General features: G+C 70.0%; 8 protein-coding genes. 2 read left to right on the top strand and 6 right to left on the bottom strand.

All coding sequences use genetic code 11. The annotated features are described in order from the left end of the window. Positions 1 to 26 precede the first annotated feature (26 nt). The 5 genes from cimA to AB0959_RS50970 all read right to left on the bottom strand — a co-directional run bounded on the left by cimA (position 27) and on the right by AB0959_RS50970 (position 7,178). Positions 27 to 1,631, bottom strand: coding sequence for a citramalate synthase (gene cimA, locus AB0959_RS50990; RefSeq protein ID WP_366833849.1), 1,605 nt, complete (start codon positions 1,629 to 1,631; stop codon positions 27 to 29). A 304-nt stretch (positions 1,632 to 1,935) separates the two neighbouring features. Beyond that, complete coding sequence (locus AB0959_RS50985) at positions 1,936 to 3,168, bottom strand: hypothetical protein (RefSeq protein ID WP_366833848.1); 1,233 nt, start codon at positions 3,166 to 3,168, stop codon at positions 1,936 to 1,938. A 26-nt stretch (positions 3,169 to 3,194) separates the two neighbouring features. Then, complete coding sequence (locus AB0959_RS50980; RefSeq protein WP_366833847.1) at positions 3,195 to 4,388, bottom strand: hypothetical protein; 1,194 nt, start codon at positions 4,386 to 4,388, stop codon at positions 3,195 to 3,197. Positions 4,389 to 4,775: 387 nt separating this feature from the next. Then, positions 4,776 to 5,864 carry a branched-chain amino acid aminotransferase gene (locus AB0959_RS50975; protein WP_366833846.1) on the bottom strand — a complete coding sequence of 363 codons (1,089 nt, stop codon included), beginning with the start codon at positions 5,862 to 5,864 and terminating at the stop codon, positions 4,776 to 4,778. Positions 5,865 to 6,134: 270 nt separating this feature from the next. Further along, positions 6,135 to 7,178: a 3-isopropylmalate dehydrogenase gene (locus tag AB0959_RS50970; RefSeq protein WP_366833845.1), complete on the bottom strand. Its 1,044-nt coding sequence runs from the start codon at positions 7,176 to 7,178 to the stop codon at positions 6,135 to 6,137. Positions 7,179 to 7,320: 142 nt separating this feature from the next. Here AB0959_RS50970 and AB0959_RS50965 point away from each other — a divergent pair, with 142 nt between their 5' ends. Continuing rightward, positions 7,321 to 8,892, top strand: a complete 1,572-nt coding sequence (locus AB0959_RS50965; protein ID WP_366833844.1) for a metallophosphoesterase family protein — start codon at positions 7,321 to 7,323, stop codon at positions 8,890 to 8,892. A 31-nt stretch (positions 8,893 to 8,923) separates the two neighbouring features. Here the strand turns inward: AB0959_RS50965 and AB0959_RS50960 are convergent, their stop codons facing one another. After that, positions 8,924 to 9,055 carry a hypothetical protein gene (locus AB0959_RS50960; RefSeq protein WP_366833843.1) on the bottom strand — a complete coding sequence of 44 codons (132 nt, stop codon included), beginning with the start codon at positions 9,053 to 9,055 and terminating at the stop codon, positions 8,924 to 8,926. A 336-nt stretch (positions 9,056 to 9,391) separates the two neighbouring features. Between AB0959_RS50960 and AB0959_RS50955 the strand changes: the two genes are divergently transcribed. Next, on the top strand, positions 9,392 to 11,320 hold the full coding sequence (locus AB0959_RS50955; RefSeq protein ID WP_366833842.1) for a glycoside hydrolase family 97 catalytic domain-containing protein: 1,929 nt from the start codon (positions 9,392 to 9,394) through the stop codon (positions 11,318 to 11,320). Positions 11,321 to 11,422 lie beyond the last annotated feature (102 nt).

The raw sequence follows: 11,422 nt of genomic DNA, 5'->3' as shown, positions 1-11,422 counted from the left end.
CTGTCAGCCGGTGGTCAACTCCGTGCTCACTCCGCCGGTTCCACCCCGGCGCGCAGCAGGCCGTACGTGTACGCGTCCTCCAGGGCCTGCCAGGACGCGGCGATCACGTTGTCGGCGACGCCCACGGTGGACCACTCGCCCGCGCCGTCGGACGTGGAGATGAGCACGCGGGTGGTGGAGTTCGTACCGTGCTTGCCCTCCAGGATGCGCACCTTGTAGTCGACCAGCTCGAACTTCGCGAGCTGCGGGTAGATCTTCTCCAGGGCGACCCTCAGCGTGCGGTCGAGGGCGTTCACCGGGCCGTTGCCCTCGGCGGTGGCGACGATGCGCTCGCTCTTGGCCCACAGCTTGACGGTGGCCTCGTTGGCGTGACTGCCGTCGGGGCGGTCCTCGACGATGGCGCGCCAGGACTCGGTGCGGAAGTAGCGCAGGGGCCTGCCCGCCACCTCCTCGCGGAGCAGCAGCTCGAAGGACGCGTCCGCCGCCTCGTACGTGTAGCCCTTGAGCTCGCGCTCCTTGACCCGCTCCACGACGCGGCCGACCAGCTCGCGGTCGCCGCCGAGGTCGACGCCGAGTTCCTTGCCCTTGAGCTCGATGGAAGCGCGGCCGGCCATGTCGGAGACCAGCATGCGCATGGTGTTGCCGACGAGCTCGGGGTCGATGTGCTGGTAAAGGTCCGGGTCGACCTTGATGGCGGAGGCGTGCAGGCCGGCCTTGTGCGCGAAGGCCGAGACGCCCACGTACGGCTGGTGCGTGGAGGGCGTGAGGTTGACGACCTCGGCGATCGCGTGCGAGATCCGCGTCATCTCGCGCAATTTGCCCTCGGGGAGGACCTTCTTGCCGTACTTCAGCTCCAGGGCGGCGACGACCGGGAAGAGGTTGGAGTTGCCGACGCGCTCGCCGTAGCCGTTCGCCGTGCACTGCACGTGGGTGGCGCCCGCGTCCACCGCGGCCAGGGTGTTCGCGACCGCGCAGCCCGTGTCGTCCTGGGCGTGCATGCCGAGGCGGGCGCCGGTGTCGGCGAGGACGGTGGCGACAACGGCCTGTACCTGGGCGGGGAGCATGCCGCCGTTGGTGTCGCACAGGACGACCACGTCGGCGCCGGCCTCGGAGGCCGCGCGGACGACCGCCTTCGCGTACTCGGGGTTCGCGCGGTAGCCGTCGAAGAAGTGCTCGCAGTCGACGAAGACGCGGCGTCCCTGATCCCGCAGGAACGACACCGTGTCGCGGATCATCTCCAGGTTCTCGTCCAGCGTCGTGCGCAGGGCGAGTTCCACGTGCCGGTCGTGTGACTTGGCGACCAGGGTGATGACGGTAGCGCCGGAGTCCAGCAGCGCCTTGACCTGCGGGTCCTCGCTCGCCCTGCCGCCCGCCCGGCGGGTCGCGCCGAAGGCGACCAGCTGTGCGTGCTGGAAGTCGATCTCCTGCTGGGCGCGGGCGAAGAACTCGGTGTCGCGCGGGTTGGCGCCGGGCCAGCCCCCCTCGATGAAGCCCACGCCGAACTCGTCCAGGTGCCGTGCGATGGCCAGCTTGTCCGCGACGGTGAGGTTGATGCCCTCACGCTGCGCGCCGTCGCGCAGGGTGGTGTCGAAGACGTGGAAGGAATCGTCGAGCTCACTGGTTTCGGTCATGGTTTCGGCTCCTGTATTGGATCTCGGTCTACCGGAATGACCGGCTCCGCCGTCCCCCAAGGATCCCTCGCGCTCCCTTCCCGGCTGATGGTGGGCCAGGAAAACGAAAAACCTCTCGCGGGTGCGAGAGGTCTGCGCGCGGGTCGAGGACGACGGTGTCCGCCCGTACGTGATGTGTACGTGGCGGTCACTGCGGACCGGCGCGCCTGCTGCCAATAATCATGGCGAACGAGAGCACGGAGGCAGTCTGGCACAACCTGCCCCCGTGCTCACCCTCCGTCTCAGGATGCGAACACCGCGCTGATCATCGCAGGTGGCGTACGAACACGTCGGCGCCGTCGTTGGTGTCGCCGGCCGGGATCAGGGTGGGGTCGCTGGACTGGAAGACGATGCGGCGGGCGCCGTCGGCGATCTGGCCCGGGACGACGTCGGCCGTGGCCGTGCCGCCGGCGGTGTCGGGGGTGACCAGGGTGGTGGTGCCCGTCTTCAGGTCCCGCACATAGACCGGGTACTCCCAGCCGTACTGGCTGCCGGGCTCCTTCACCTCCGACTTGAAGGTGACGTACCGGCCGTCCGCGCTCACGGCGGCGTTGCGGGTGGAGGCCTCGCCGGGGCCGCCCTGGGTGCCGTGGATGCGCTGGTTGGCGCCGGTGGCGATGGTGTGCACGAACACGTTCCCGCTCTTGTCGGTGTCGTCGGGCACCAGGTGGGTGTCCCGGGACTCGAAGACGACCGTCCGTCCGTCGCCGCTGATGGACGGGTTCAGCGACTCCTTCTCGGTCTTCGAGCCGTCGTAGGAGCGGTCGATCTGGGTCCGGGCGCCCGTGGCGCGGTCGTACAGCCAGACGTCGCCCCAGTCGTCGCCGCGCGGGCCGTTCGCGTAGTTGTACTGGTAGACGACGCGGAGCCCGTCGTCACTGACGGTCGGCTGGTAGGCGTTGCGCGGCTCCCAGGTCGGCCGGGGGTGGCTGATGCGCTCCGTAGTGCCCGTCTTCCGGTCGTACAGGAAGACCACGTTGCCCTCGTCGGTCTCCTGGAGCGTGAAGACCGCGTAGCGGCCGTTCGGGCTGACGGAGACCGCTCGGGGCAGGCCGGTGAACCCCTCGGGGACCTGGATGCCGAACGCCGTGTTCCGGCCCGTGCGCAGGTCGCGCAGCCATACGTCGCCGGCCGAGACGAAGGCGAGGCGGCGCCCGTCGTCGCTGATCGACACCACGTCCCCGCTGACCGACACCCCCTCCCCGTATCCGGCCCAGCGGGTCCTTCCGGTGCGCAGGTCGCGCACGAACATGCCGCCGTTCGAGGCTCCGGGCAGCAGGTCCGTGGCTTCCGAGGTGAAGGCGAGGTAGTGGCCGTCGCGGCTGATCACAGCCGGGCCCGACGGATGGTCGCCCGCCTTGCCCTCGGGCGTGACGCTGACGGGTTCGGTGTGCGGTGCCCCGGGTGCGGCGCTCGCCGCGGGTCCGGTGAGCGCCGCCGCGGCGGTGACCGCGACGACGGCGGCCGTCAGGGCGGCGCGGTACTTCTTGCTGTGCATGGTTGTTCCCCCGTGGTTGGTCGTTCTCATTGCACTGTCCGCAGGAAGACGTCCGACACCCCGTTGGTGTCTCCTTCCACCAGATCGGGTGACGCCGACTCGAAGGCGACGACGGTGCCGTCCTTGTTGACGGAGGGGTGCCGGGCCGGAAGGTCGTTGCGGCCGCCCCAGCGGTCGACGCTGACCAGTTGCCGCTTCCCGGTGGCGAGTTCTCGCAGGTAAACGGCGCCGCGCGACGTGTACGCGAGATGCGTGCCGTTCCCGGAGAGCGAGGGCTCCGCGCCCCTGACCCAGGTCGTGGCCCCGGTGTCGAGGTCGCGGACGTAGGCATTCCGCCCCTGCTGGAAAGCGACCTTGCGTCCGTCCGCGCTGATCGAGGGGGCCGAGGCGTCGCTGCCGGCCTTCTCCAGGGTGCCGGTGTCCAGGTCACGGACGTAGATGTCGCCGCCCTGCTCGAAGGCGATGTACCGGCCACCGTGGTTGACCACCGGGTTGCCCGCCGCCTCGCCCGTGGGCGGGCTGACGACTTCGGTGCGGTCGTCCCGGAACCGTACGCGGTAGACGCGCGGCCGCGGGCGCGGGTCGGCGTCGGTGGCGGGCAGGGTGGCGGCGTAGGTGGTCCACTGGCAGGCCGGGTCCATTCTGGGCTGTCCCATCCAGGTGAAGCGGACACCCTGGTAGGAGCCCAGGCTGGTCAGCTTGCCGACCGGGCGGTTGCGGACGTGAACCCCCGGGCCGCCGTCGGATGTGAGCGGGGCCACATAGCTGACCAGGCGTCCGCTGGAGCAGGGCGTGCCGTCGTGTGCGGGGCCTTGGGCGGAGGAGTTGACCTGGGAGATGCCGCCGGCCGCGTTCACGAGCACGTTGGTGTCGGCCGGGTCGGCGATCCCCTGCGAGGTGAAGGAGACGACTTTGCCCTCTCCCATCACCGGGTCGTACGACGCCCCGGGCCACTGCTGCCCGCTCCCCGTCAGACTGATCCGTTCGGTGGCGGACGGCATCGGGGCCGGGTTCTTGCGAAGCGGGCCCGAGAAGACGAACACGTCGAACTCCCCGTTGGTGTCGCCGGGCACCAGATGTGGGGCGTGCGGTGAGTGCGGCGCTGCGACTGCGCTCGGTACGGCGGCTGCGGTGACCGCGAGCAGCAGCGCCGTTCCTAAGCCGACGCGCGTGGAAACGCGCCGAGAGTGGCGTAACGCGGCACGTGCGGTGACGGACATGGTTCCCCCCGAAACCTTGTCTTCTCCCCCGGCCCTGCGCCGAGGGCTCACCGGGATACAAGGGCATCGCTCGGCCCCGGGTCAATACCCTCGTTTACGTACAACCCGGGCGCCTGATCACGTGTCCGCGAGTGACCCCGGGGGGTGTTTTCGCCCCCGCCGCCCCTACCCGTCCCTCCCCCACTCTCGGCTCCGCTCGAGCGGGGGCCCCCATCGGGGCTCCGCCCCGGACCCCGCTCCTCGAACTCCCCCAGCTACCGCCGGGAGGTGCCCCCAAGGGGCTGAATACGTGCGGGGCGGGGAAACTGCGCGACCAGCCCCCGCCCACCCGCACCCGCACCCGCACCCGACTCAGCCACCCACTCACCGGTGGGGGCTACCGAGCCTTCAGCCCAGCCGGTGCATCCAGCCATGGGCGTCCTCGGCCTTGCCTCGCTGGATGTCGAGGAGCGTCTCGCGGAGCCGGACGGTGACCTCGCCGGGCTCGCCGCCCGACTGCTGCCACTCGGCGCCCGTGCGCTTGACGGTGCCGACGGGGGTGATGACGGCGGCGGTGCCGCAGGCGAAGACCTCCGTGAGCGTGCCGTTCTCGGCGTCGCGCTGCCACTGGTCGATGGAGACGCGGCCCTCCTCGGCGGTGTAGCCGAGATCGCGGGCGACGGTGAGGAGCGAGTCGCGGGTGACGCCCTCCAGGATCGAGCCCGTCAGCGTGGGCGTGACGATCCGGTCCCCGTACACGAAGTACAGGTTCATGCCCCCGAGCTCCTCGATCCACTTGTGCTCGACCGCGTCGAGGTAGCAGACCTGGTCGCAGCCCTTGGCGGCGGCCTCGGCCTGGGCGAGCAGGGAGGCCGCGTAGTTGCCGCCGGTCTTGGCGTCGCCCATGCCGCCGGGGACGGCGCGGACGCGGTCCTCGGAGAGCCAGATGGAGACCGGCTTGACGCCGCCCGGGAAGTACGCGCCCGCCGGGGAGGCGATCACGAGGAAGAGGTACTCGTTGGCGGGCTTCACGCCGAGACCGACCTCGGTGGCGATCATGAACGGGCGCAGGTAGAGGGACTCCTCGCCGCCGTGCGCGGGGACCCACGCCTTGTCCTGCTGGACCAGGGCGTCGCAAGCCTCGATGAACGTCTCTTCCGGAAGTTCGGGCATGCCGAGGCGGTGGGAGGAGCGCTGGAACCGCCGGGCGTTCATCTCGGGGCGGAAGGTGGCGACGGAGCCGTCGGGCTGCCGGTAGGCCTTGAGTCCCTCGAAGATCTCCTGCGCGTAGTGCAGGACCATCGTGGCCGGGTCGAGCGGGATCGGCGCGTACGGGACGAGCTGGCCGTCGTGCCAGCCACGGCCCTCGGTCCACTTGATCGTCACCATGTGGTCGGTGAAGTGGCGGCCGAAGCCGGGGCTGGCCAGAATCGCCTCGCGCTCCGCGTCGGAGAGCGGGTTGGCCGAGGGCTTGAGCTCGATCGTGGGCGTCGTCATGAGTCGTTGTCCTTCACCGGTATGTGTGTGACGGGCCGCGCTCGGTACAGCTCTGGAGGACCAGTGCTAGGACGTCCGAGCATTCCCCCGTCGGGCGGCTCCGCGTTCGATTATCGCAAGCGGGCGGCCGTGGAAGGAATGGCGAGAATGCGGGCCCTTGGGTTTGCCCAGGGAGATTGATGGTGACACCCGGCGAGGGCACAGGAAAGCCGCCGGGTGCGGTGGGTGCGACCCGGCGGCTTACTCAAGAAGCGTGAGTGGCGCGGCGGGTCAGCCGGCTACTCGTACGGCGAGCGCGTCGCCGATCTCGTCCGTGGAGCGGGCGGGCTTGCCGACGCGCTCCGCGAGGTCGGCGGAGACGGCCTCGTCGATGCGCTCGGCCTCCGCCTCGTAGCCGAGGTGACGCAGCAGGAGGGCGACGGACAGGACGGTGGCCGACGGGTCGGCCTTGCCCTGGCCCGCGATGTCCGGGGCCGAGCCGTGGACGGGCTCGAACATGGACGGGAACTCGCCGCTCGGGTTGATGTTGCCGGAGGCGGCCACGCCGATACCGCCGGCGACGGCCGCGGCCAGGTCGGTGATGATGTCGCCGAAGAGGTTGTCGGTGACGATCACGTCGAAGCGCTCGGGCTGGGTGACCAGGTAGATCGTCGCCGCGTCGACGTGCATGTACTCGGTGGTGACGTCGGGGTACTCCTCGGCCACCTTGTTGAAGATGTTCGTCCACAGGTGCCCCGCGAAGGCCAGCACGTTGTTCTTGTGGATCAGCGCGAGCTTCTTGCGCGGGCGGGCCTGGGCGCGGGCGAAGGCGTCCCGGACGACGCGCTCGACACCGAAGGCCGTGTTGACGGAGACCTCGGTGGCGACCTCGTGCTCGGTGCCCTTGCGGATGGTGCCGCCGTTGCCGGTGTACGGGCCCTCGGTGCCCTCGCGGATGACGATGAAGTCGATCTCGGGCTGGCCGGCGAGCGGGGTGGCGACGCCGGGGAGCAGCTTGCTCGGCCGCAGGTTGACGTGGTGGTCGAAGGCGAAGCGGAGCTTGAGCAGGAAGCCGCGCTCCAGGACGCCGGACGGCACGGACGGGTCGCCGATCGCACCGAGCAGGATCGCGTCGTGCTGCTTCAGGGCGTCGATGTCGGCGTCGGTGAGGGTCTCACCGGTGGCGTGGTAGCGCCGGGCGCCGAAGTCGTACTCCTTGGTCTCCAGCTTCACATCCTGCGGAAGGACGGCGGAGAGGACCTTCAGACCCTGGGCCACGACTTCCTGGCCGATGCCGTCACCGGGAATCACTGCGAGATTGATGCTGCGAGACATGACCGCACCGTACTCCTTGTCCCATGGGATGACACGGGCTGTCCGCGATATGGACCTCATCGTGTCACCCGGCGCCAATCCGTTGACTGGCGTTCACCCCTGCGTTTGCCCGTAGTTGGGTGTCGCTGGGAAGTTGCACGGCATGGAGACACCGGACTTCGGCATTCCCGAGCGGCTCGCGCGCCGGATGAGCATGGCGGAACAGCACGAGTACCTGCGCACGAGACTGACCCGGCGCCGCACGCTCGCGACCGCGGGCGCGGTGGCCGGCGGGCTGCTGACCGGCTGTTCGGAGTCGGGCACGGCGACGTCGGACCGCCCGTCGGCGCCGGCGACGGCCACGGAGCGGGTGCACGGTTCCGTCGTCGCGCCCTTCGGCCGCCACCTCGCCTTCGGTGCCGACCCGAAGACGCAGATGCGCGTCTCCTGGCAGGTGCCGCTCGCGGTGAAGAAGCCGTACGTCCGGGTGGGACTGAAGCCCGACGACCTGAGCCGGAAGATCGAGGCCGAGGTCCGCGACCTGGTCACCCCGGCACTGGGGGGCCGTCCGGCGTACGAGCAGTACTACGTGCACGCGGCCCTGGACGGTCTGCGGCCCGGCACGACGTACTACTACGGCGTCGGTCACGACGGCTTCGACCCGGCCTCGCCCGGTAACCGGTCGACGATCACCTCCTTCCGTACGGCGCCCGCGAGCCCGGAGAAGTTCGTCTTCACCGCCTTCGGCGACCAGGGCGTCAGCGCGGAGGCGATCGCCAACGACAAGGTGCTGCTGGGCCAGGAGCCGGCCTTCCATCTGCACGCGGGCGACATCTGCTACGCCGACAACACCGGCCATGGTGAGAAGTCGGACCTGTTCAACCCGTCGGCCTGGGACTCGTTCCTCAAGCAGACCGAGCCGGTGGCGAAGTCGGTGCCGTGGATGGTGGCGGTCGGCAACCACGACATGGAGGCCTGGTACTCGCCGGACGGATACGGCGGACAGCTGGCCCGCTTCTCACTCCCCGAAAACGGTTTCGACCCGCGCAAGGCGCCAGGCGTGTACGCGTTCACGTACGGCAACGTCGGCGTGGTGTCCCTGGACGCCAACGACGTCTCGTACGAGATCCCCGCCAACTTCGGCTACACGGACGGCAAGCAGACCAAGTGGCTGGACCGGACGCTGAAGGACCTGCGGGCGTCGGACGCGGTCGACTTCGTCGTCGTCTTCTTCCACCACTGCGCGTACTCGACGTCGAAGCACGCCTCCGACGGCGGTCTGCGCGCCGAGTGGCTGCCGCTGTTCGCCCAGCACCAGGTCGACCTGGTGATCAACGGGCACAACCACGTGTACGAGCGGACCGACGCCATCAAGAACGGCGAGGTCGGCAAGCCGGTGCCGATCGGCGCGTCGACGGATCCGGCACGGGACGGGATCGTGTACGTCACCGCGGGCGGCGGCGGCAAGACCCTCTACGGCTTCCCCGCGGGCGTGAAGGACAGCTACGAGGGGCACGTCCGGGACCGCGAGTCCATCGAGTCGTTCCTCTGGACGAAGTCCCAGAAGGAGAAGAGCGAGACCGTGGAGTGGTCGCGGGTGCGGTACACCGGGTTCTCCTTCCTCTCGGTGGAGGTGGAGACCGGTACGGGCGCCGGGGCTGCCCGGCTGAAGGTGTCGGCGCTCTCGGAGAAGGGTGAGCGCATCGACCACTTCGAGGTGCGGCGCGGCAAGTGAGAGGGGCCCGGCCGCGGGCCCCCGCATCACTTCAGTGTCCGGTCTCTCCGCCGTTGTCCCTGCGGTCGAGGGCGCGCTGGAGCGCGGCGGCGGCGTTCTTGCGGTCGGAGTCGCTCGTACGGGAGATGCGGCGGACGCGTCGGCGGGCGGTCGTCTCGGCCATGGGGGATCCACTCCTTCTAGAACGTGCGGGAGTACGGAAAGAGGGGTTACGAGACTGGCGCCGGATGGGGCGGGGAGCGGGGCCGCAGGGGTTGCCTGCCTAGGGCTCCGGCTCACGAGCGCCCTTCGCTTGGTCGAGCGAGACGTTCGGCTTCTACAAAAGTAAGTGACGGCGGGGCGCCTGTCTCCACAAATACTTGGCCTTCCTACTATCTGAGACAGTGCAGTGAGTCACACCGTGTAGTTATCCGATGTATATGGCTGCACGCCTCCTTGACAGCCTCATATGACGCCTCCACTCTCACAGTCATCGGATGACTGCCCCAGGGAGAGCCGCATGCCCGCCATACCGGCCCTGTTAAGGCCGCGCACCATCGTGTTGACGCTCTGTTCCGCACTCCTCGCCTCGGCGGTGGCCGCGCCGCCCGCCCTCGCCGACCCCACGCCACGGGCACGGTCCTGGGAGGTGTCGGGGCCACCCGGTTCCCCCACCGCCGTCGTGGCGCTCGACCCGACCGACGGCCGGCCCACCCTCGCCGTCAGACGCGCGGGCCGTACGGTCCTGGAGCCCTCGCCCGTCGGCCTGGTCACCGAACAGGCCGACTTCACCAAGGAGCTGACCTTCACCGGCCGCAGCGACCGCAAGGTGGCCGGGAGTTACACCAGCACGACCGGCAAGTCCGAGCGGCGCACGGTCCGTATGACCGAGTCCCGCTTCCGGTTCCGCACGGCGGACGGCGCCCGTGTCGACCTGGTGACCCGGGTGGCTCGCGACGGCGTCGCCTACCGCTATGTGCTCCCCCGCGACGAGGGCGACGTCCTGCGCGAGGCGTCCGCGTTCACGCTGCCCACGGGCACGGACGCGGTCATCGGCAAGTACCGCGCCGACAACGAGCTGCCCTTCGTCCGGTACGCCTCGGCGACTCAGCCGCCGACGGGCCCGTACTCGATGCAGGCCCTCTTCAACACCCCCGGCGGACAGGCCCTGATCGCCGAGTCCGACATCAACGGCTCCTACTCGGGAGCCCACTTGACGCACGAGGAGGGCTCCCCGACGTACAAGGTCGGCCTCTGGAACGACGAACCGGTCCAGGTACCCGACGGCTCCTCGCTCACCACCCCCTGGCGCGCGGTCATCACCGGCGACCTGACGACCGTCACCGAGTCCACCTTCGTCGACGACCTGGCCCCGCCCTCCCGCGTCCGCGACACCTCCTGGATCAAGCCCGGTCCGGCGCTGTGGACCTGGCTCGCGGGCGGCAAGGAGGCCGGGCAGAGCCCGGAGGCGCAGAAGAAGTACGTCGACTACGCGGCCGAGCGCGGCTGGCCGTACGAGGTCGTGGACGCGGGCTGGTACTACAAGCCCGGCGAGTGGGAGGTCATCGACCCCGACTGGCAGACGAAGAACTGGATGCCCGAGCTGGTGCGGTACGCGGCGGCCAAGGGCGTCAAGATCCAGGTGTGGCTGCACTACACGCTGCTCACGGACCCCGCCGAGCGGGAGAAGTGGCTGTCCACGCTGGAGCGCTGGGGTGTGAAGGGCGTCAAGATCGACTTCATGGACTCGGAGTCCCAGGAGCGGATGCGCTGGTACGACGACGCCCTGGAGGCGACCGCCCGCCACCACCTGATGGTCAACTTCCACGGCTCGACCATCCCCAAGGGCATGCAGCGGACCTGGCCGCACGTGCTGACCTTCGAGGGCGTCGGCGGCGAGGAGAAGCGCACGAACACCGCCGAGCACCTCGCGGCCCTGCCCTTCACCCGCAACGTCATCGGCTCCATGGACTTCACCCCGGGCGCCTTCCACCGCCCGTACCGGCCCAACGTGAACTCCGACGCGGGTGAGCTGGGCCTGACTGTGCTGTACGAGTCCGGCATCCAGAACCTCGCCGGGACGCCCGAGTCGTACGACGCCCGTCCCGAGGCCCGCCGCTACCTGGAGCAACTGCCCGCGCGCTGGGAGCGCACCCGGCTGCTGACCGGCGATCCGGGCCGATCGGCGGTCCTCGCCCGGCAGGCGCCCGACGGACGGTGGTTCATCGGCGGTACGTTCGCGGGCGCGGCGCAGACCGTGGACGTCCCCGTGCGGCTGGGCGCCGGCCGCTGGCTGGTGGAGACGGTCACGGACGGCCCGTCGGGGCTCGTTCGCACACCGCACGTGGTCCGGGGCGGCGACACGCTCGCCGTACCGGTGGTCGCGGACGGCGGTTTCGCGGCGCTGGCGTGCCGGTGGTACAAGGGCCGGACGAGCTGCGAGAACTGAGTCCGGCGCTTTCTGCCGTCGACCGTTTCCGACGTCAGCCGTCCGAAGTGGTCGCGCTGCAGGGTGAGCGTTGTGCCGTCCGGGCCTGTCGCCTGGGCGAGT

Origin of the sequence: Streptomyces sp. NPDC046862 (genome assembly GCF_040704615.1) — a bacterium.
Taxonomy (GTDB): Bacteria; Actinomycetota; Actinomycetes; order Streptomycetales; family Streptomycetaceae; genus Streptomyces.
Note: the sequence above shows the minus strand (reverse complement) of the source record. Positions and strands in the feature narration are given on the sequence as shown.

Coding starts and splice junctions, on each gene's coding strand:
- cimA (WP_366833849.1), bottom strand. CDS start 1,631: ATGACCGAAACCAGTGAGCTCGACGATTCCTTCCACGTCTTCGACACC.
- AB0959_RS50985 (WP_366833848.1), bottom strand. CDS start 3,168: ATGCACAGCAAGAAGTACCGCGCCGCCCTGACGGCCGCCGTCGTCGCG.
- AB0959_RS50980 (WP_366833847.1), bottom strand. CDS start 4,388: ATGTCCGTCACCGCACGTGCCGCGTTACGCCACTCTCGGCGCGTTTCC.
- AB0959_RS50975 (WP_366833846.1), bottom strand. CDS start 5,864: ATGACGACGCCCACGATCGAGCTCAAGCCCTCGGCCAACCCGCTCTCC.
- AB0959_RS50970 (WP_366833845.1), bottom strand. CDS start 7,178: ATGTCTCGCAGCATCAATCTCGCAGTGATTCCCGGTGACGGCATCGGC.
- AB0959_RS50965 (WP_366833844.1), top strand. CDS start 7,321: ATGGAGACACCGGACTTCGGCATTCCCGAGCGGCTCGCGCGCCGGATG.
- AB0959_RS50960 (WP_366833843.1), bottom strand. CDS start 9,055: ATGGCCGAGACGACCGCCCGCCGACGCGTCCGCCGCATCTCCCGTACG.
- AB0959_RS50955 (WP_366833842.1), top strand. CDS start 9,392: ATGCCCGCCATACCGGCCCTGTTAAGGCCGCGCACCATCGTGTTGACG.